This is a genomic window from Amycolatopsis sp. 3B14 (genome assembly GCF_050958625.1).
Classification (GTDB): Bacteria; Actinomycetota; Actinomycetes; order Mycobacteriales; family Pseudonocardiaceae; genus Amycolatopsis_E; species Amycolatopsis_E thermoflava.
Genome location: NZ_JBHZEN010000023.1, coordinates 380,706 through 400,012 on the forward strand (window position 1 = coordinate 380,706; position 19,307 = coordinate 400,012).

At 71.8% G+C, this 19,307-nt stretch carries 16 protein-coding genes and 1 pseudogene; 10 read left to right on the forward strand and 7 right to left on the reverse strand.

The window, feature by feature from the left end; translation table 11 throughout:
• The first annotated feature begins 195 nt into the window (after window positions 1-195).
• Window positions 196-1,419 carry an alpha/beta hydrolase-fold protein gene (locus ACCP09_RS14730; RefSeq protein WP_433746925.1) on the forward strand — a complete coding sequence of 408 codons (1,224 nt, stop codon included), beginning with the start codon at window positions 196-198 and terminating at the stop codon, window positions 1,417-1,419.
• Window positions 1,397-4,714 (forward strand): bifunctional lysylphosphatidylglycerol synthetase/lysine--tRNA ligase LysX, encoded by a 3,318-nt coding sequence (lysX, locus tag ACCP09_RS14735; protein WP_433746928.1) that lies wholly within the window; start codon window positions 1,397-1,399, stop codon window positions 4,712-4,714. The genes ACCP09_RS14730 and lysX overlap by 23 nt, the downstream gene beginning before the upstream one ends.
• 11 nt (window positions 4,715-4,725) lie before the next feature.
• Here lysX and ACCP09_RS14740 read toward each other — a convergent pair whose 3' ends face one another.
• Both ACCP09_RS14740 and ACCP09_RS14745 read right to left on the reverse strand, forming a co-directional pair.
• Window positions 4,726-5,742 carry an S-adenosylmethionine:tRNA ribosyltransferase-isomerase gene (locus ACCP09_RS14740; protein ID WP_433746931.1) on the reverse strand — a complete coding sequence of 339 codons (1,017 nt, stop codon included), beginning with the start codon at window positions 5,740-5,742 and terminating at the stop codon, window positions 4,726-4,728.
• Window positions 5,739-6,419 carry an SDR family NAD(P)-dependent oxidoreductase gene (locus ACCP09_RS14745; RefSeq protein ID WP_433746934.1) on the reverse strand — a complete coding sequence of 227 codons (681 nt, stop codon included), beginning with the start codon at window positions 6,417-6,419 and terminating at the stop codon, window positions 5,739-5,741. The genes ACCP09_RS14740 and ACCP09_RS14745 overlap by 4 nt, the downstream gene beginning before the upstream one ends.
• Before the next feature lie 196 nt (window positions 6,420-6,615).
• Between ACCP09_RS14745 and ACCP09_RS14750 the strand changes: the two genes are divergently transcribed.
• Window positions 6,616-7,269, forward strand: a complete 654-nt coding sequence (locus ACCP09_RS14750) for a hydantoinase B/oxoprolinase family protein (protein WP_433746937.1) — start codon at window positions 6,616-6,618, stop codon at window positions 7,267-7,269.
• A 133-nt stretch (window positions 7,270-7,402) separates the two neighbouring features.
• On the opposite strand, the gene ACCP09_RS14755 is transcribed toward ACCP09_RS14750, so the two are convergent.
• On the reverse strand, window positions 7,403-7,864 hold the full coding sequence (locus ACCP09_RS14755; protein ID WP_433746940.1) for a phage tail protein: 462 nt from the start codon (window positions 7,862-7,864) through the stop codon (window positions 7,403-7,405).
• Between the two features lie 258 nt (window positions 7,865-8,122).
• On the opposite strand from ACCP09_RS14755, the gene ACCP09_RS14760 reads away from it, so the two are divergent.
• Together ACCP09_RS14760 and ACCP09_RS14765 are read left to right on the forward strand one after the other, a co-directional pair.
• A complete protein-coding gene (locus tag ACCP09_RS14760) occupies window positions 8,123-8,779 on the forward strand; it encodes a DUF1326 domain-containing protein (RefSeq protein ID WP_123686456.1) in 657 nt (218 codons plus the stop codon).
• Complete coding sequence (locus ACCP09_RS14765; protein ID WP_400991148.1) at window positions 8,755-9,588, forward strand: DUF2182 domain-containing protein; 834 nt, start codon at window positions 8,755-8,757, stop codon at window positions 9,586-9,588. The genes ACCP09_RS14760 and ACCP09_RS14765 overlap by 25 nt, the downstream gene beginning before the upstream one ends.
• Here ACCP09_RS14765 and ACCP09_RS14770 read toward each other — a convergent pair.
• Window positions 9,585-10,482 (reverse strand): annotated as a pseudogene (locus tag ACCP09_RS14770) (IS5 family transposase). The gene ACCP09_RS14765 and the pseudogene ACCP09_RS14770 overlap by 4 nt on opposite strands.
• A 47-nt stretch (window positions 10,483-10,529) precedes the next feature.
• Window positions 10,530-11,432, reverse strand: a complete 903-nt coding sequence (locus ACCP09_RS14775) for a helix-turn-helix transcriptional regulator (protein ID WP_433746945.1) — start codon at window positions 11,430-11,432, stop codon at window positions 10,530-10,532.
• 102 nt (window positions 11,433-11,534) lie between these two features.
• Here ACCP09_RS14775 and ACCP09_RS14780 point away from each other — a divergent pair, with 102 nt between their 5' ends.
• Window positions 11,535-12,488 (forward strand): aldo/keto reductase, encoded by a 954-nt coding sequence (locus tag ACCP09_RS14780; protein ID WP_433746948.1) that lies wholly within the window; start codon window positions 11,535-11,537, stop codon window positions 12,486-12,488.
• Between the two features lie 40 nt (window positions 12,489-12,528).
• Here ACCP09_RS14780 and ACCP09_RS14785 read toward each other — a convergent pair whose 3' ends face one another.
• Together ACCP09_RS14785 and ACCP09_RS14790 are read right to left on the reverse strand one after the other, a co-directional pair.
• Window positions 12,529-13,836, reverse strand: a complete 1,308-nt coding sequence (locus tag ACCP09_RS14785; RefSeq protein WP_433746951.1) for an MFS transporter — start codon at window positions 13,834-13,836, stop codon at window positions 12,529-12,531.
• A 34-nt stretch (window positions 13,837-13,870) separates the two neighbouring features.
• Window positions 13,871-16,180, reverse strand: coding sequence for a cytochrome P450/oxidoreductase (locus ACCP09_RS14790; RefSeq protein ID WP_433746954.1), 2,310 nt, complete (start codon window positions 16,178-16,180; stop codon window positions 13,871-13,873).
• Window positions 16,181-16,315: 135 nt separating this feature from the next.
• Between ACCP09_RS14790 and ACCP09_RS14795 the strand changes: the two genes are divergently transcribed.
• The 4 genes from ACCP09_RS14795 to ACCP09_RS14810 all read left to right on the forward strand — a co-directional run bounded on the left by ACCP09_RS14795 (window position 16,316) and on the right by ACCP09_RS14810 (window position 19,244).
• A complete protein-coding gene (locus ACCP09_RS14795) occupies window positions 16,316-16,978 on the forward strand; it encodes an IclR family transcriptional regulator (RefSeq protein WP_433746956.1) in 663 nt (220 codons plus the stop codon).
• 161 nt (window positions 16,979-17,139) lie between these two features.
• Window positions 17,140-17,568 (forward strand): carboxymuconolactone decarboxylase family protein, encoded by a 429-nt coding sequence (locus tag ACCP09_RS14800; protein ID WP_433746959.1) that lies wholly within the window; start codon window positions 17,140-17,142, stop codon window positions 17,566-17,568.
• A complete protein-coding gene (locus ACCP09_RS14805; protein WP_433746962.1) occupies window positions 17,565-18,467 on the forward strand; it encodes an NAD(P)-dependent oxidoreductase in 903 nt (300 codons plus the stop codon). Before ACCP09_RS14800 ends, ACCP09_RS14805 begins: the two co-directional genes overlap by 4 nt.
• A gap of 78 nt (window positions 18,468-18,545) precedes the next feature.
• Entirely contained in the window at window positions 18,546-19,244 is a 699-nt protein-coding gene (locus ACCP09_RS14810) for a GntR family transcriptional regulator (protein ID WP_433746965.1), read from the forward strand.
• Window positions 19,245-19,307 lie beyond the last annotated feature (63 nt).

Here is a 19,307-nt window from a genome sequence, read left to right on the forward strand (position 1 = left end):
ATCTCCTTCGAGGCGGGGTCGGCTCGGCCCCACTGTGCGCCGCGGATGCTGTGCGGACCCTGAGAACGGGGTCCTCACGCCCGCGGCCAGACCGCTTCCGGGTCACTCTAGGCCCGGCTTCCTGAGTGGACGCTGAACGCTGTCTTGCCTGGTAGGGGCGTCGGAACCCGGGTGGAACGCGGTTAGATTGAGCGCGTGCACGCCTCCACGATCCGCATCGACACGCTCCTGTTCGTCCTCGTCGTGGCGGTCGTGGCGCTCGGCTGCGCCGCCGCGGTGCCGTGGGCCTGGGACCGGTGGCGCCGTCGCGTCGCCGGCCGGGTCGCCACCACCGTCGTGGCGGTGGTGGCGGTGGTGCTCGCGTGCGGATCGGCCGTGAACGCGGCGGGCAGCTTCTACCCGACGCTCGGGTCGTTGCTGGGCACCTCGCCGGACCCGGCCGAGGGCACGGTCGCCGAGGCCGGGCCGGACGGGCGCGACCTCGGGCGCGCACTGGGCACGGCGAGCGCTCGTGCGGGCAACGCGCTCGGGTCGCTGGTGCACCTCACCGTGACCGGCAAGCGCACCGGACCGACCCGGGACGTCGACGTCTACCTGCCCGCGGTGTACACCGCGCCGGACTGGGCGGGCTTCCGGTTCCCCGTCGTCGAGTGGATCCCGCACTTCCCGGGCGAGCCCCGCCAGGTCGCCACCCTCTACGGCCTGCCCGGGCAGCTCGACGACGCGATCGCCGCCCACCGGCTGCCCCCGGTCGTGGTGATCGTGCCCGACCCCAACGGAGAACCGCGGCTGACCCACGACTCGGAGTGCGTGGACGCGGCGGGCGGGCCGGCCGACGACACCTACCTGTCGGCCGACCTGCGGTCGTGGGCGGTCGACCACCTGCGGGTCCGCGGCGACCGCGAGGGCTGGGCCACGGCTGGGTGGTCCTCGGGTGGCTACTGCGCGCTGGACCTCGCGGCCCGGCACCCGCAGTGGTACGCGAGCGCGGTCAGCATGAACGGCTACGACGCCACCCCCCACGACGCCGAGACCGGCGACCTGTTCCACGGGCGCGAGGACCTGCGCCGCGCCAACGACGTCTCCGCGGTGCTGCGCGACCACCCGGCCCCGCTGCGGCTGCTCGTCACTGCGGACGCCGCCGCGGGCGACGAGTGCGCCGCCCTGCGGCGCCTGCAGGCCGCCGCGACGCCACCGGCGGAACTGACCGCCTGGATGCTGCCGATCGCCGGCCACAACCTCGCCGCCGTTCGCGCCGAGCTGCCCGCCGTGCTGGACTGGCTCGACACCCAGCTGGGCAACCCCGTCGCAGCGTCCGGCCCGGGTGACGTCCAGCAGTACGCGGGCGGCATCCCCGCATGGCCCCTGCCCGACACCGGAACTCCCGGAGCACTCCATGGCACCGACACCAGTCTCTGACCCCGTGATCCGACGGCCCGTGCCGCGGTGGCGGTCCAAGGCGGCCGGTGTGGTCGCCACCGTCGTCCAGCTCGGCGCGGCGGCGTCGGTGGCGCTGCTGGTGTCCGGCGGGAACCACGACTTCTACCGCTGGACCGTCGGGCTGTTCTCCCTGATCAACATCCCGGCCGACGCGAACATCTTCATCGCGCTCGTCCTCGCCGTGCTGGGGGCGGCACTGCGGCGGCGCAAGCGCGCCGCGCTGAACACGCTCATCCTGTTCCAGGTCGCCGGGCTGCTCATGGACGTGGCGTTCCAGATGGTTCTGCTGTGGGCACCGCACGTGCTGGTGCTGCCGCGCCGCGCGCCCGAGCACCTGCCGGCCACCCTGTGGGCGCTGACCGGCGCCGAGATCGCCGCGGTCGCCCTGATCGCCCTGCTGCTGGCGCTGCGCCCGGCCTTCCCGGCGCGGCTGGCGCCGGGCGCGTGGAAGCACGCGCTGGGAGTCGCGCTGGCCGGGTTCGGCGCGACGATCCTGCTCGGCTGGGGCCTGCTCGCCGTCTTCCCCGGCACCCTGACCGGTCTCGGCGACGCCTTCGCCTGGGCGGTCAACCACGCGACCGGCGAGCTCCTCCAGCTCAGGCGGCTCGGCGTGCGGGAAGGACCGGCCTGGATCGACGCCCTCCTCGACGTCGGCGCCACGCTCTCCGCGGTCGCGACCATGTGGGTGTTCTTCCGCGGCGTGCGCGGACAGCAGCGCCGCACCGACGACGACGAGCTGCGCCTGCGCGCCCTGCTGGCCGAGCACGGCGAGGACGACTCGCTCGGCTACTTCGCCACCCGCCGGGACAAGTCTGTCGTCTTCGACCCGAGCGGCCGGGCGGCGGTGACCTACCGGGTGCTGGGCGGGACCAGCATCGCCAGCGCGGACCCGGTCGGCGATCCGGACGCCTGGCCGCAGGCCATCGGCGCCTGGCTCGCCGAGTCGCGCACCTACGGCTGGGCCACCGGGGTGCTGGGCGCGAGCGAACGCGGCGCCCGGGCCTACGTGCGCGCGGGCCTGAAGGCGCTGGAGCTCGGCGACGAGGCGGTCCTCGACGTCCGCGATTTCAGCCTCGCCGGCCCGCAGCGCCGGTCGGTGCGTCAGGCCGCGCGCCGCATCGAGCGCGCCGGGTACACCGCGCGGATCCGCCGCCACGCCGACATCCCGCGGTCCGAAATGGACGACCTCCTCGCGCACGCCCAGCGGTGGCGGGACGCGCGGACCGAACGCGGCTTCTCGATGGCGCTGTCCCGGCTCGGCGACCCCGCGGACGGCCGGTGCGTGATGGTGGAGGCGTTCGACGCGCAGGGGAACCTGCGCGGCCTGCTGTCGTTCGTGCCGTGGGGACGGCGCGGGCTGTCGCTGGACCTGATGCGCCGCGACCGCGAGGCCGAGAACGGGCTCAACGAGTACCTGATCGTGCAACTCGTCCGGGCCGCCGGGGAGCTGGGCGTGCAGCGCATCTCGCTGAACTTCGCCATGTTCCGCGCCGTGTTCGCCGCCGGTGAGCGGATCGGCGCCGGGCCGGTGCTGCGCGCCTGGCGCGCGCTGCTGGGCCTGGCGTCCCGGTTCTTCCAGCTCGAATCGCTGTACCGGTCCAACGCGAAATACGGACCGGACTGGGAACCGCGCTTCCTCTGCTACAGCTCGGCGCGGCGGCTCGGCCGCATCGGCCTGGTCGCCGGCGCGCTGGAGGGTTTCCTGCCCGCGGGTGTGGGAGCGGGGCGCCGCGCCATCTCCTCCGACGCCGTCGACGAGGCGTTCCTGGCGCGCCTGCGCGAGATCGAGGCGGTCCGCCCGCAGGCGCGCCCGGTGCGCCGCCCCGAGCAGGTGCGCGTCCGGATCGCCAAGCTCGGCCGCCTGCGCGAGTCGGGGATCGACCCCTACCCGGCCTGCTTCGACCGCGACACCTCCCTCGCCGCGGTGCGCGGCGAGTTCGGCGCCCTCCCACCGGACACCCACACCGGCCGCAAGGTGCGCGTCGCGGGACGGGTGACGGCGATCCGGGACCTCGGCGGCGTCTGCTTCGCGCGAATCCAGGACGGCGATTCCCACCTCCAGCTGGTCCTCGGCGACGATCCACTGTGGCGGGACGGGGTCGATCTGGGCGACCACGTCGGCGCGACGGGCGAGGTGATGACTTCGCGGCGGGGCGAGCTGTCGGTGATGGTGTCGGACTGGACGGTGACGGCGAAGTGCCTGCATCCGTTGCCGGACAAGCGGAAGGGCCTCACCGACCCGGAGACGCGGGTGCGGCAGCGGTACCTGGATCTGATCGTCAACCCGACCGCGGCGGACATGCTGCGGTTGCGCAGCGCGGTGGTGCGCTCGGTGCGTGACGGGTTGCAGGCAGGCGGTTTCCTCGAGGTCGAGACCCCGATGCTGCAGGCCGTGCACGGCGGGGCGAACGCGCGGCCGTTCGTCACCCACATCAACGCCTACGACCAGCGCATGTACCTGCGGATCGCGCCGGAGCTCTACCTGAAACGGCTGTGTGTGGCCGGTGTGGAGAAGGTGTTCGAGCTCAACCGCAACTTCCGCAACGAGGGGGTGGACGCCACCCACAACCCCGAGTTCACGATGCTGGAGGCCTACCAGGCCTACGCCGACTACGAGACGATGCGGGGGCTCGCGCGGTCGCTGATCCAGGACGCCGCCGTCGCCGCCTACGGCGCGCCGGTGGCGCGCCGCCCGGACCTGGGCGAGGTCGACCTCTCCGGCGACTGGCCGGTCGTCGGCGTGTACGAGGCGGTGTCCCGTGCGCTCGGCGAGACCGTCACTCCCGGCACCTCGGCGGACGATCTGCGCCGCTGGTGCCGGGCGGCCGGGGTGCCCGCCGACGACGGGGCGGGGCACGGCGACCTCGTCGGGAAGGCGTTCGAGCACCTGGTCGAACCGGCCACGGTCGAGCCGACGTTCTACACCGACTACCCGGCCGAGACCTCGCCGCTGACGCGCGCCCACCGCCGCGATCCCCGCCTCGCCGAACGGTGGGACCTGATCGCTTTCGGTGCGGAGATCGGCACCGCCTACACCGAGCTGACCGATCCGCTGGAGCAGCGCCGGCGCCTGGAGGCACAGTCGCTGCGGGCTGCCAGCGGCGACATCGAGGCGATGGAACTCGACGAGGATTTCCTGCTGGCGCTCGAGCACGGGATGCCGCCCACCGGCGGGCTCGGCATCGGGATCGACCGCCTGGTCATGATGCTGACCGGGGCCTCGATCCGGCAGAGCCTGGCGTTCCCGTTCGCCCGGCCGGGCCCTCGTCCGTGAGGTGGCTGGGGTCAGGGCAGGAACAGGGTGGAGTCGCCGAATTCGTGCCACAGGTAGTGGTGTTCGAGCGCCGCGTCGTAGGCCGCTGTGACCAGGGGGCGTCCGGCGACCGCGGCGAGCAGTCCGAGGTGGCTGGCCTCGGGCGCGTGCAGGCCGGTGACCAGCCCGGTCACCACCCGCGGTGGCCGGGCGGGCCCGAGCACCAGCTCGGTCCACCCGGTCGCCGCGTGCATTGCGCCGCCGGGTTCGGCGGCGCTCTCCAGCGCCCGGACGACGGTGGTGCCGACCGCGATCACCCGCCGGCCGGCGGAGCGCGTCAGCTCGACCAGCCGCGCGGTCGCCTCGGGCACGGTGAACCGTTCGGCGGCCGGTGGTTCGTGCAGTTCCGGGCTGGAGACCCCGGCGTGCAGGACGATCGGGGCGACGACGACGCCGCGGGCGATCAGGCGCACCAGCAGCGGCGCGGTGAACGGGCGCCCGGCGCTGGCCATCTCGGCGCTGCCCGGCTCGGTCGCGTACACGTTCTGGTAGTCCCGCAGCGGGAACCGCCCGGCGAGGTAGCCGTAGCCGATCGGGCGGCCGTGCCGCGCCAGGTAGTCCCGCACGGGCACCTCGGGAGTGACCGCCGCGCGCCAGAGCCGTGCGCTGGTGAACGGCTCGGCGAGCGTCAGGGTGACCCCGCCGGGCAGGCGCATCCGCTCGCCCGGGTGCACCGAGAGGTCCGGGCCGCTGCCGTCCGCGAGCCGCACCTCGACCACCCAGCCGCCGTCGTCCAGGGTCGTCGAGAGGTGCACGGGCGCCGGATTTCCGTTGCCGCGCACCGCATCCAGGGCGGCCGGCACCGTGGCGGAGGTGTTGACCACGACGAGGTCCCCCGGCTCGACGAGGTCCGGCAGGTCGCGGAACCGGTGGTGCTCGATCCGGCCCGGCCGGGCGACGAGCAGCCGCACCGCGTCGCGCGGCACGCCCCGGCGTTCCGGCGGCGCCGTCGCCTCGCTGTCCGGCGGCAACGTGAAGGGGATGGTCACGGGAGGATGTCCCGTGCCACGTAGCGCCCGCTCGGCAGGTCGCCCTCGGCGAGCCGCAGCAGCGCGGGCACGACCGTCTCCGGCGACGGCCGGTCGGAGACGTCCTCGCCGGGGAACGCCTGCTGCTGCAGGTCGGTGTTCATGTCGCCCGGGTCGCAGGCGTAGACCCGGACGTCCGGCTCCTCGGCGGCGAGGACGGCGGTGAGCTGGTCCAGGGCGGCTTTGGCCGAGCCGTAGCCGCCCCAGCCCGCGTACGGTTCGACGGCGGCGTCCGAGCTGATGTCGATGATGCGGCCGCGGCGGCGGCGCAGACCTGGCAGCAGCAGTTGGATCAGCGCCAGGGGAGCGATCGTGTCGATGGCGTAGACGCGTTCCAGTTCGGCGAGCGGGTAGCCGGCCAGCGGCGGCTGCGGGCTGGGGCCGAGCGCGCTCGCGTTGTTGACCAGCAGGTCCACCCCCTCCGGAGCGGCCTCGGCGAGGGCCGTCCGGTGCCCGGGGTCGGCGACATCGCCCGCGATCGCGGTGACGCCGGAAACGCCGGCGAGCGCGCGCTCGAGCCGGTCCCCGTCGCGCGCGTCCGCGATCACCCGCCAGCCGCGCCGCGCGAGCGCTCCGGTCAGGGCGAGTCCGAGCCCGCGGGAGGCCCCGGTGACGACCGCGGTTCTGTCGTGTGCCATGTCGTCAGCATGAAACCTCCAGTTACCTGGAGGTCAAGGGAAACTCCGCGCGTATCGCGGGGCGCTGACCGGGTCGTCGCGCGCGTCGTGCTCGAACTCGGCACAGCCGACGTCGTCGACGCCGCGCGATCGCGGCCTGCCCGTCACCGTGGTCTGGCCGCGAGGCACCCGCCGAGAATGACCGGTCCGGCAGGCAATGTGCCGGCCACACGGGTCATCGAGCGCCCAGGTGCCGTCCACACCACGATCCGCACCGACGCAGTTGAAGGAGACAGCGAGCATGACGCTTCACGCGGGCATCGACGTGCTCGCTCCCGGGGACGCGGTCATCTGCAACGACCCGCACACCGCGGGCGCGAGCCACCCGCCGGACACCAACGTGATCTCGCCGATCTTCCACGGCGACGAGCTGATCGGCTGGGCGCAGTCCCAAGCCCACCTCATCGACGTCGGCGGGATGACCCCGGGCGGGTCCGCATCTCGCGCATCCCCGATGGCACCTACACCGCCGAGGAGTGGACAGAGCACAACGGACGCGTCGACGAGCTCTACCGCGTGCACAATGACCAAGCTGGACGACCAGATCACGTTCGACTTCACCGGCTCCAGCGAGCAGACCGACGGGTTCGTCAACTGCAGCTTCGGCGCGCCGGCCGGCGACGTGACGGCGCACACGATCAGACCGATCGTGAGGCGGCGCGCGAGCGCCTCGCGCGCCGCGCCGAAGGTGCGCTCGGTCGCCAGCCCCAAGCTGGCCGAAACCAACGTTTTCGCAGGTCAGAAGCCTGCTGCTTGGTGTCATGCCGGGGGAGAAGCACTTGCCGTGGGCCTGTCAAAACGAACGGTGTAACTCGGGTTGAACGACTTGCGTCCGGCGGCCAGGCGGCCGTCGAAGGTGATACCGCCCGGACAAGCTCAACGGCTCTCGACCCTCATCGGCGCTTCACCAGAGCGGCCGTCGCACCGCCCCACCCGTGAAGGGGTCAGTACTCGTTCTTGATGACGAAGTACGAGCCGCGGATGGTGCCGGCCAGCTTTGATTTCTGCCGAGCGAACTTGAAGGACGAGAGTTCGGTGGGGATGTCCATCCCGTCGGAGAGCTTGAACCCGACGGCGCGTTTCCCGTTGTCCTCGATGGTGTACAGCACGTTGACCGACAGCCCGTTCTCGTAGAAGACATAGGCCCATCGGATGCCGTCGACGTCGAACGCGGTCGCCTCGAGCGGAGGGGAGGCGATGACGATTCCGCGTTCCTCCTCGAGGATCCGGTGCACCCAGCCGATCGTGTCCCTGGCGTCGTCCGCGGGCTCGACGGTGAAGACGTGGCCGTACTTGTTCTTGAAGTAGCGGGCCTCGTTCGCCCGCAGACCGGCCAGCGCCTCCGCGACGGGCGACGTTTCGAGCCCGATGGTCGATACGGGGTCGAAGTCCACGGCATAGGGCATGCGATTCCTCCGTGTGTCTGTCCGGCGGAGTCCGACATCGTTCCACCGGGGTCGGGCCCAGCCTATCCCCGTGTCGACATACGACAGCGGCCCTTCGGGCAGGTCGCCACGGCGGAATGCCGGCGGACGTGCTCGCGCCGCGTGCCAAGAACAGTCGATCCGTCGCGGGCCCGCGCGAATGGTTTTCGCCTGGCGGCGTTGCTTGTTCGGCCGGGTGGTGGGAGGGACACTGGGCTGATTCCCGGAGGGAGGGTGGCGATGACCGGTTCTTCCGTGCAGCCGTGGAGCTTGCGGGGAGTGTGGTTCGACGCGTGCAAGTGCACGATCCCGTGCCCGTGTTCCTTCGCCCAGCCGCCGACCTACGGTGACTGCGACGGTGTCCTCCTGTGGCACGTGCGCGAGGGGCGGTACGGCGAGTCGCGCTTGGACGGGTTGAACGTCGTGATGCTGGCGTCCTTCGTGGGCAACGTGTGGGGCGATCACAGCGACGCCTACGGCGCGGTGTTCCTGGACGAGCGAGCCGACGAGGCCCAGCGCGGCGCCCTGCAGATGATCTTCGGCGGCCAGGCGGGCGGCTGGCCCGCCCAGTTCAACGAGATGTTCGGGGGTGAGATGCGCGGCATGGAGTTCGCCGCCATCGACGCCTCCATCGCCGAGGACTACTCCGACTGGAGCGTCAGCATCCCCGGCAAGGCGACCGCGCGGGTCGAGGCCCTGACGGGGCCCACCAGCGGGCCGGGCGCCCGGGTGGAGGTCCACAACCTGCCCGGCGCCGAGGTGGGCCCGGGGCAACCGCCGGCGGTGTGGGGCCGGGTGACCGAGGAGTCCGCCGACGCGTTCGGTTTCCGCTGGGAGCGCAGCGGCAACTCCAGCAAGCTCATCCCGTTCGAGTGGAGCGGACCGGACGCGGCATGACCCCGCGGCCGGGCCGGGAGGTCGCTTCGCACGCGGCTTCGGTGCGGCGGTGGTCGCGAACCGAGGCCGCGCTGGTGGTCGTGCTGCTGCTGCTCGCCGCGCTGGCCTGGGTGCTGACGAGCAGGCTCGCGACCGCGGACATGCGCATGGGGGTCCTGACCGGCGGGCCCGCGATGGACGACATGGCCGGCGCGATGCGGCCGTGGCCTGGGGAAGCGGCGCTGTTCCTCGGCGTGTGGGTCGTGATGATGGCGGCGATGATGCTGCCGAGCGTCGTGCCGTTCAGCCTGGGCATGCGCCGCCTGCTGCGCAGCCGGGGACTGCGTGGCCACGGCCTGTTCGCCGGCTACTTCCTCGTGTGGGCGGTGGCCGGGATCGGGGCGTTCGCGTTCGTGCAAGGCCTGGAAGGGGCCATGACCGGGCCCAGCACCACCGCCGTCCGGGCCGGGGGAGTGGTGCTGCTGGTCGCCGGCGTGTACCAGCTGACCCCGTTGAAGCGGGTGTGCCTGCGGCACTGCCGGTCGCCGATGGCGCTGCTGCTCGAACACAGCGAGACGGCGATGCGCGGCCGCTTCGGTGTCCTGCGGGTCGGGGTGAGCCACGGCGGGTACTGCCTGGGCTGCTGCTGGGCGCTGATGGCGGTGCTGCTGGCCGCCGGGATGATGAACCTGGTCTGGATGGCCGTGTTCGCGGCCGTCGTCGCCCTGGAAAAGGTCACCCGCCACGGCGAGCTGATCAGCCGCGTGGTCGGCGGCCTGCTCCTCGCCACGGCGATCGTCCTGCTGGCCCAGCCGGCCCTGTTGACCTAGGGCGCGTCTGACAATGCTTTCGTCCAGGTGATGGTGTCGTGGATGAGGATGGCGGCGCGGTAGAGGGTGGCGAGTTTGTCGTAGCGGGTGGCGATGCCGCGCCATTGTTTGAGCTGGTTGAAGCTGCGTTCGATGACGTTGCGGCCGCGGTAATCCAGGGCGTGGAAGGTGGGTGGGCGGCCGCCGCGGGAGCCGCGGCGTTTGCGGTGCGCGATCTGGTCGGCGGGTTCGGGGATGATCGTGCGGATTCCGCGGCGGCGGAGGTGTTGGCGGATGGCGCGGGAGGAGTAGGCCTTGTCGCCGCGCACGAGGTCGGGTCGGGTGCGGGGTCGGCCGCCGCCCAGCCGGGGGACCTGCAGGTGGGCCATGAGCGGTTCGAACATCGGCGAGTCCCCGGCCTGCCCGGCGGTGAGCAGGGTGACCAGCGGGCGGCCGTGGCCGTCGGCCAGCCGGTGGATCTTGGTGGTCGGGCCGCCGCGGGAGCGGCCGATGGCATGGTCAGGCGGCTCGATCCCGGGTTTCGTGTAGTTCGATCCAGCCCCCTGTGTGGCGGGTGATGGTGGTGGCGTGCTGGTGGGCGCGGGCGATCGTGGAATCCACCGACATCGCCCAGTCGATCTGCCCGGCCGCGTCCGCGGTGGCCAGCAGCCGGGCCAGCACCGCATCCCACACGCCCTGGGCGGCCAGGCGGCGGTGCCAGGTCCAGATTGTTTGCCAGGGCCCGAACACCGCCGGCACATCCCGCCACGCGATCCCGCACCGGTAGCGGTAAATGACTCCCTCCACCATCGCCCGGGCGTCGGAGAACGGCCGCCCCGGTTTACCCGTCCGCACCGGCAGCAAGTCCTTGATCAACGCCCACTGCTCATCCGAGAGCAACTCAAACCGCGACACGACCAGCAGCATCCCAGCAACCAGCCAGAACCTTTGTCAGACACGCCCTAGGTGTGGCGGGTGGGCTCCGCCGTCCGGGATCGGGTGGCCGCCCAGCTGGCGAGGAGCTTGAGCCGGTCTTCGGAGGCGGTGCCGGGTTCGGCCGTGTAGATGATCAGGTCGTGCACGGCCCGGCCGGGCAGCGGCAGGTCGAGGGACTGGAAGGTCAGGTCCAGGTGGCCGACTTCGGGGTGCCGGAGCCGTTTGACGCCGTCGTGGCGCATCAGGACGTCGTGCGCGGACCAGTGGCCGCGAAACTCCGGGCTGAGGGTGGACAGCTCGCCGACGAGTTCGCGCAGTGCCCGGTCACGGGGCTCGCGCCCGGCCTCGGCGCGCAGCAGGGCGGCGGTGGCGGCTCCGGCGGCGTCCCAGTCGACGAAGAAATCCTGCGCGCCGGGGTCGAGGAAGATGTAGCGGGCAAGGTTGGGTCGGCCGCGCCGGTCGGCGGTGGCGCTGTCGAACATCGGCGCGAGCAGGGCACGGGCCAGGGGATTGCCGGCGACGACGTCCGTGCGGCCGTTCCGCACGAACGCCGAGGACATCGTCATGGAGTCGAGCAGCCACTGGACCCGGGGCGGGATCTCGACGTCCCGGCGCCGCGACGGCGTGCGGCTCTGCTGCCGCGACGACCGGGCCAGGTCGAACAGGTAGGTGCGTTCGTCGTCGTCCAGCCGCAGGGCACGGGCGACCGCGTCGAGGACGTCCTCGGACACGCCGCCGATGTGGCCCTTCTCCAGCCGCGTGTACCACTCGGTGCTCACCCCGGCGAGGACGGCGACCTCTTCGCGCCGCAACCCCGGGACCCGGCGTCGGGCGCTGGTCGGCAGGCCGGCCTGCGCGGGCGTGATCCTCGCGCGCCTGCTGACCAGGAAGTCCCGGATCTCGCCGCGGTTTCTGGGCTGGAGGTCCATGTTCTTCAGGGTAGCCACTGGTCACGGCGCAAAGGGGGTTGAGGCGGTACCCCCCATGAACGCGACCTGCTGCGGCGGCGGCCCTGGGGGTTTCCTGGAGACATGACGAGCGAGAAATTGACGGTGCCGGCGATGGCGCTGGGCACGTGGGCCTGGGGAGACAGCGGCGAGGCGGGCGAGGGCTACTTCGGCAGCCGGCTGACCGAGTACGGTCTGCGCGAGGTCGTCGACAAGGCGCAGTCGAACGGGTTCACGCTGTGGGACACCGCGGCGGTGTACGGCATGGGCCGCTCGGAGACGGTCCTCGCCCGCGCGCTCAAGAGCTACGACCGCGGCGAGTACCAGCTGTCCACGAAGTTCACCCCGCAGATCGCCGGCGACGGCGACGATCCGGTCGCGGACATGCTGGAGCAGAGCCTCGACCGGCTGGGCACCGACCACGTGGACCTGTACTGGATCCACAACCCCGCCGACGTGGCCCGGTGGACGCCGCTGCTGATCCCGCTGCTGGAAAGCGGCCGGATCAAGCACGTCGGCGTCTCGAACCACAACCTGGCCGAGATCGCCCTGGCCGACCGGATCCTCGGCGAGGCCGGCTTCCGCGTGGAGGCGGTCCAGAACCACTACAGCCTGCTATACCGCGGCTCCGAGCGCGCGGGCATCATCGACCACTGCCGCGAGCACGACGTGCGGTTCTTCTCCTACATGGTCCTCGAGCAAGGCGCGCTGACCGGCAGGTACAGCCCGGCGAACCCGTTGCCGGCGGGCAGCAGTCGAGCGGCCGTGTACAACGGCATCCTGCCGCAGCTGCGGGCGCTGACGGACAGGATGACGGCGATCGGTGCGGACCGTGGCGCCTCCGCCGCCGACATTGCCACCGCCTGGGCCCTCGCGAAGGGGACCACCCCGATCATCGGGGTCACGAAGGCGGCTCACCTCGACGGGCTGGTCCGGGCGCACGGCATCGAGCTCGCCGGCGAGGAGATCGCGGAGCTGGAGGCGCTGGCGGATGCCGCGGGCGTCGACACGCGCGGCAGCTGGGAGCACGCCATGTAGCAGCGGGTGCGGCCCGGGCTCGGGCCGCACCCGCGCACATTCAGCCGACGCGGTCGAGGTCCACGCCCTTCGTTTCGCGGCTGGTCGCCACCGCGAGCACGGTGATCGCCATGGTGAGCACGAGGTAGCCGATCACCGCGCCGACGCCGGCGCTGTTGATCAGCCACACCGCGATCAGCGGTGCCGGCGCCCCGGCGATGATCGACGAGCCCTGGAACACCAGCGACGAGCCGGCGTAGCGGTAGCGGGTCGGGAACAGCTCGGTGATCCACGCGGCCTCCGGCCCGGCGAGCATGCCGTGGAACAGCGCGCCGGCGCAGACACCGAGCCACAGCATCGGCACGCTGGCAGTCTGGACCATCCAGAAGAACACCGGCGCCCAGACCACCAGTGCGATGGCGGGCACGAGCATCGCGATCTTGCGGCCGACCCGGTCGGACCACGCGCCGCCGCCGATCATGCCCGCGAACTGGCACACCGACGCGAACGTCACCGCCAGCACCACATCGCCGCGCTGGTACCCGAACGACGTCGTGGCGTAGGCGATGACGAAGACTGTGTAGATGTAGAACGCGATGTTCTCACCGAGCCGCATCCCGAGACCGTGCAGGACCGCGCGGGGCCGGGCCAGCGCTTCGAGCACGCTCGACCTGTGCGCGGCCTTGCGCTCGGCACCGGCCCGGGCGGCCTGGAACACCGGCGATTCCTCGACGCTGCGCCGGATCCAGAACCCGATCACCAGCAGCGGCACCGCGACCAGGAACGCCACGCGCCAGCCCCACGCGTCGAAGGCGTCACCGGGGAACAGGCCGCCGAGGACGGTGACCACGACGGTCGCCAGCACCGTGCCCAGCGGCGCGCCGGCCTGTGGCCACGAGGCCCAGAACCCGCGGCGCCTCGGCTCGCCGTACTCGCTGACCATGAGCACCGCGGCCCCGAACTCGCCGCCCAATGCGAAACCCTGCGTCATGCGCAACACGACCAGCAGCAGCGTCGCCCAGATGCCGATCTGGTGGTAGGTCGGCAGCAGACCGATCGCCGCGGTCGAGGTGCCGAGCAGCAGGAACGTGGTCACCAGCATGGGTTTGCGGCCGAACTTGTCGCCGAGGTGCCCGAACACGATGCCGCCGAGGGGCCGCGCGACGAACCCGAGCCCCTGGGTGGCGAGCGCGAGGAGCAGCTGCACGATCCCGCTGCCGCCGGGGAAGAACAGCGGGCCCAGCACGGTCGCGGCGAGCACGCCGTAGATCGCGAAGTCGTACCACTCCAGCACCGAGCCGGCCATCCCGCCCGCGAGCACGCGCCGGAAGCTGGTGGCGGGCTGGGCCTGCTGCACCGTTGACGTCATTGTCAGTTCCTTTCGAATGTCTGCAAGGGAGTTGTCAGAGCCGGAGGGTGATCCGGTCGCCGCAGGCCCGCGAGCAGCAGGTCATCATCCTGGTGCCGGCGGCCCGTTCGGCCTTGGTGAGGACCACGTCGCGGTGGTCGACCTCGCCGTCGAGGACGGGCACTTCGCACGTGCCGCACAGGCCTTCCTCGCAGTCGCTGGGCACGTCGACGCCGGCGGCGCGCAGTGCGGCGAGCACGGTCTGGTCCGCGGCGACGCGCACCGTGAGCCCGGAGTCGGCGAGGTCGACGTCGAAGGCGTGTTCCACGGCGGGATCGAGCACCTGCTGGGTGGTGGTGAAGTGCTCGACGTGCAGCGCGTCGTCCGGCCAGTGCGCGCTCGCCTCGGCCAGCGCGTCGAGCAGGCGTTCCGGCCCGCAGGCGTAGATCTGCGTGCCTTCCGCCGGGTTCGCGAGCAACGCGACGACGTCGAGGCGGGTCCCGTCCGCGCTGGTGTGGACGTGCAGGCGGTCGCCGTGGTCGCGCCGGCACCGGTCGAGCAGGGCCATCGCGGTGGTGTCGCGGCCGCAGTAGTGCAGTTCGTAGCTGCCGCCGGCGGCCTTGACGTGGTCGGCCATCGCGATGATCGGGGTGATCCCGATGCCGCCCGCGACGAACACGTAGTGGCGGGCGGTGGGGTCGAGGCGGAAGTGGTTGCGCGGTCCCCGCAGCGACAGCGTGGTGCCGGGGCGCAGGTTTTCGTGCACGTAGCGGGAACCGCCGCGGCTGTCCGGGTCCTTGAGCACGGCGATGCGGTAGGTGCCGGCCTCGGCGGGGTCGCCGCACAGCGAGTACTGCCGGGACAGCTCGCCGAGCTGCAGGTCGACGTGCGCGCCCGGGGACCACTTCGGCAGGGGTTTGCCGTCGGTGGCGGCCAGGGTCACCTCGACGACGTCCTCGGCGGCGCGCTCGACCGACACGACGCTCACCGTCCGGGCCACGCCGCGCTTGGACGGTTCCCCGATCCGCACCGGGCGGCGCAGCTCGGCGATCGACGGGTCGGCCCGTTCCGGGTTGGCGGCGGGATCCCAGTGCACCCACAGGTGTTCCGGGCCGCGGAAGGAGGTGTTGGGGACGTAGGTGAACTCCTGGTCCGGCACGAGTTCCAGGTGCGGCAGCCTGCGGGTGAGTTCATCGAGGAAGATCTGCAGTTCCATGCGGGCCAGGTTCTTGCCGAGGCACTGGTGGCTGCCGTAGCCGAAGGTCAGGTGGTCGGTGGCGTTGTCGCGGCGGAGGTCGACCTCGTCGGGGTGGTCGAAGTGCCGTTCGTCGCGGTTGGCCGAGGAGTTGACGATGAGCAGCTTGGCGCCGCGCGGGATCGGGACCCCGCCGACCGTGGTGTCCCGGGTGACCAGCCTGCGCCACGCCGCGACCGAACCCGAGTGCCGCAGGCATTCCTCCACGGCGTGCGGGATCAGGCCCGGGTCGGCGCAGATCTCCTCCCACACCGAGCGGTTTTCCAGCAGCAGCTTGATGGCGTTGGCGGCGGCGTTGGCCGTGGTCTCGTGGGCGGCGACGATGCCGGCCATCATGATCGAGTGCAGGTAGGAGTCGGTGATGACGTCGGGGTGCTCCCGCTGCGCGCGGATGCTGTAGGGGATCCAGCCGTGCCCGGACGGGTCCTGGCGCAGCTTGTCCAGCACGGTTCCGGCGTACTGCCAGAACTTGCCGACGTTCTCGGCGACGGCGACCTGCTCCTCGGGTGACGGCCTGCCCCAGGTGTTGACGGTGTGCGCGATGGAGTACTCGCGCAGGGTCGCCATGTCCTCCTCGGGGACGCCGAGGAAGTGCAGCGCCACGGTGAGCGGGACCTCCCACAACATCTCGTCGACGAGGTCGGCCTTGCCCGCGTCGACGAACCGGTCGACGTACTCGCGCGTCAGCCGCCGGACCATCGGCTCGTGGTGGACGAGCTGCTCCGGGGTGAACGGGTGCATCAGGACCCGCCTGCGGGGCATGTGTTCCGGCTCGTCCTCGTTCACCAGCGTGCGGTCCATCGCGTAGCCGTACTTCGCCAGCGTCGCGGTGGCCTCGGCGGAGACCGGCGTGATCTTCTCCAGCGCGATCGAGGGCGAGAACGTCTTGTTGTCGCGGAAGACGGCCTTGACGTCGTCGTAGCGGGTGACGACCCAGTAGCCCAGGCGCGGGCTGTAGAACACCGGCTCCTCGTCGCGGGACCAGCGCACCGCGGCAGGCGGGTCGGCCTGGTACTCGGGGCCGAACGGGTCGAAGGCGCTTGCCCGGGGCGAGACCGGGCAGCCGGCCGCCGCCGCTGCGTGATCGACCGGGCACGACCCTGTGCTCATGCTGTTCACCTCGTGTTTTACTGATAACGCACATATTGTTGCGGTGAGCGAACCGCGGTGTAGCGTAAGTGGGGCACGGGGAGGCGTCAAGGTCCGCCGGTAGAGTCGGGCCGGGATCGACAGCGGAGGGGCGGCATGAGCACGTTGCAGACGCTCGACCGCGGGCTGCGGGCGTTGGAGGTCGTGGCGGAGTCACCGTCGGGCATCTCGGTCGCCGACCTGGCGCGCGAACTCGACGTGCACCGGGCGATCTGCTACCGCATCGTCGCCACGCTGGAAGGTCATCGGCTGGTGTCCCGCACGGGGGACGGGCGGGTGCGGCTGGCGTCGGGCCTGGCGACGCTGGCGGCGAAGTTCGAGCCGCACTTCAACCAGGACGCGCTGCCGCTGCTGAAGGAACTGGCCAACCGTACGTCGGCGACGGCGTTCCTGTCCGCGGCGGAGGGCAGCGAGTGCGTGGTGGCGATGGTCGCCGAACCCGAGGGCACTGTGCTGACGGTCGGCTACCGGGTCGGCAGCAGGCACCCGCTCACGCAGGGCGCGGCCGGCCTCGCGATCCTCGCCGCCCGGCCGGAAGAACCCGGTGAGCCGGAAGCGGTGCGTCAGGCCCGCCAGGACGGCTACAGCCTGACGCGCGGCCAGCTGGAACGCGGCGCGGTCGGCCTCGCCGCCGGCATCCGGGCCGGCACGCTGGAACGCAGCGTCGGCGTGGTCGCGATCGACGGCCTCGACACCGGCCTCGCGGCCACCGAGGTGATGGCGACCGCGCGGCGGATCGAGCAGTTGCTCACGGCCTGAGCCGTGGTGGGCTTCAGGCGTCGGGGGCCGCGAGCGGACACCGCTCGCGGCCCTCGTGCTTGGTGAAGCCGGTCAGTTGTCTTAAGGCGGCCCGGCGGTCAACCACACTTGATAATCGAGTATTACCGTATTACGGTTGTGGATCGACGAAGGGAGCCAACGTGACGGCTGTTCAAGATCCGCAGCGCTACATCGACGACATGGCCCGCGAGCGGGGCTACGTCCTCGACTACCACAAGGTGATGGCCAAGCAGGACTTCAGCGTGCTGCAGGCGGCCAACGGACTCGTCGGCGCGGCATACCTCGACCAGCGGGCGCTGGACCGCAAGACGAAGGAACTGATCTTCATCGTCAGCCTCACGGTGATGCGCGCGGCGAAGGGGCACATCCAGAGCCACATCAAGGTCGCGCTCGACCTGGGGGTCACGGCGCGGGAGATCCTCGAGGCGATCGAGATCAGCCTGCCCGAGGCGGGCGTCGTGGCCTTCCAGGCCGGCTTCGAGGCCTGGTGCGAGGTCGTGGGCGCGGACGGTCTGGAACCGACCGTGGAGGCCTTCCACGCGGGCGACGGGAAAGCAGGGCGGTCATGACGGACGCCGTCACTTTCGTCGGTCTGGGCACCATGGGGCAGCCCATGGTCCGCAATCTCGCCCGATCCGTGCCGGTATCGGTCTTCGATGCCAACCCCGATGCGGTCCAGGCGGCCGCCCGCAACGACGGTGTGACGGCATTGGCCGGTCTCGCCGACGGATCCGGCGCGGACGTCGTGATCCTCATGCTGCCCAGCAGCGCGGTCGTCGAGCGTGTTCTCGGTGATCCGAATGACGCCGGGAGCTTCGCGGGACGCTTGCGCCCGGGCACGCTCGTCGTCGACATGGGGTCGTCGGTGCCGCGGGTGACTCAGGAGCTGGCCACACGGCTCCGGGAGCGCGAAGTGGCGATGGTCGACGCGCCGGTCTCCGGTGGCCCGCGCAAGGCCGCGACCGCCGAGCTGACGATCATGGCCGGCGGACGGGCCGAAGACTACGAGCGGGCGCTTCCGCTGCTGCGCGCGATGGGCACGTCGGTCACGCACGTCGGCCCCGTCGGGTCGGCACACGCGCTGAAGGCGCTCAACAACCTGCTGTCGGCCATCGGCCTGGTCGGGGCGCTCGAGGTCCTCACCGTGGGAACCAAGTTCGGTCTGGACCCCCGGACCATGCTCGACGTCATCAACTCCTCCACCGGCCGCAACCAGTCGACCGAGGTCAAGATCGGGCCGGAGGTGCTCGACGGGCGGTTCCAGGTCGGGTTCTCGCTCCCGTTGACCGTGAAGGACATCACCACCGCCCTGGACCTGTCGACCTCGTTGGGGCTGTCGCCGGAGGTGTCGCGAGCCTGTGTCCGGTTCTGCCAGGCCGCGCTGGCCGGTCTCGGCGAAGAGAACCCGGACCAGTCCGAGATCGCCCGTTACCTGGCGAAGGTGACCGGCGTCGACCTGACCCGCTGACTGCACACGCCCCGCTTGCCGCCCGCGATGCCGGTATTACTGTGATATCGTGGTCGGCCAGTGAAAGGAGGCGGCCGCGTGGCAGGGCAACGGGTGCAGCGCGTCGCCGCGCCGCTGCGGGCCCAGGTACTCGAAGTGCTCCGCCAGGACATTCTGGCAGCAGAGTTCGAACCGGGGGAGCGGCTGGTCGAGGCGCGGTTGTGTGCGCGGTACGAGGTCTCCCGGACGGTGATCCGCGAGGTCTTGCGGCAGTTGGAGTCCGAAGGACTGGTGACCACGGTGCCCAACCGCGGTCCGGTCGTCACCGAGTTGACCGCCTTCGACGCCAAGGCGCTGTTCGAGGTGCGAGGCGCGCTGGAGGGCCTGGCCGGGGCGTTGTTCGCCGAGCGGGCCACCGCCGAGCAGCGCGAGCAGCTGGGCAAGGTGGTCCGGCGGTTCGCCCGCACCTACCGCAAGGCTGACCTGGCCGAGCGGCTGGCGATGAAGGACGAGTTCTACGACGTTCTCATCGCCGGGGCGGTGAACCCGGTGATCGAATCGACCCTGCGGGGCATCCACGCCCGCGTGCAGATGTTGCGCGGGCTGTCCCTGCAGGCCGACGGGCGTGCGCCGGAGACGGTCCGCGAGCTGGAAGCGATCCACGACGCCGCGGCCGTACGCGGTGACGCCGATGCCGCTCGGGAAGCGTGTGAGCGCCACGTCCGCAACGCCGCGGCGACCGCACTCCGCGAGCTTGCCGCCCGTCAGCGCGAGGACCAGGAGACCGACGCCGGCTGAGCCGGCCCCGGCCCGCCCGGTGTGCGCTGGGCCGGGGCGGCCAGGGGCCGGCGACCACGACGT

Bases quoted from the DNA above. Each gene is read 5' to 3' on its own strand.
- lysX (WP_433746928.1), top strand. From the start codon at position 1,397: ATGGCACCGACACCAGTCTCTGACCCCGTGATCCGACGGCCCGTGCCG.
- ACCP09_RS14745 (WP_433746934.1), bottom strand. From the start codon at position 6,419: ATGGCACACGACAGAACCGCGGTCGTCACCGGGGCCTCCCGCGGGCTC.
- ACCP09_RS14750 (WP_433746937.1), top strand. From the start codon at position 6,616: ATGTGCCGGCCACACGGGTCATCGAGCGCCCAGGTGCCGTCCACACCA.
- ACCP09_RS14755 (WP_433746940.1), bottom strand. From the start codon at position 7,864: ATGCCCTATGCCGTGGACTTCGACCCCGTATCGACCATCGGGCTCGAA.
- ACCP09_RS14760 (WP_123686456.1), top strand. From the start codon at position 8,123: ATGACCGGTTCTTCCGTGCAGCCGTGGAGCTTGCGGGGAGTGTGGTTC.
- ACCP09_RS14775 (WP_433746945.1), bottom strand. From the start codon at position 11,432: ATGGACCTCCAGCCCAGAAACCGCGGCGAGATCCGGGACTTCCTGGTC.
- ACCP09_RS14780 (WP_433746948.1), top strand. From the start codon at position 11,535: ATGACGAGCGAGAAATTGACGGTGCCGGCGATGGCGCTGGGCACGTGG.
- ACCP09_RS14785 (WP_433746951.1), bottom strand. From the start codon at position 13,836: ATGACGTCAACGGTGCAGCAGGCCCAGCCCGCCACCAGCTTCCGGCGC.
- ACCP09_RS14790 (WP_433746954.1), bottom strand. From the start codon at position 16,180: ATGAGCACAGGGTCGTGCCCGGTCGATCACGCAGCGGCGGCGGCCGGC.
- ACCP09_RS14795 (WP_433746956.1), top strand. From the start codon at position 16,316: ATGAGCACGTTGCAGACGCTCGACCGCGGGCTGCGGGCGTTGGAGGTC.
- ACCP09_RS14805 (WP_433746962.1), top strand. From the start codon at position 17,565: ATGACGGACGCCGTCACTTTCGTCGGTCTGGGCACCATGGGGCAGCCC.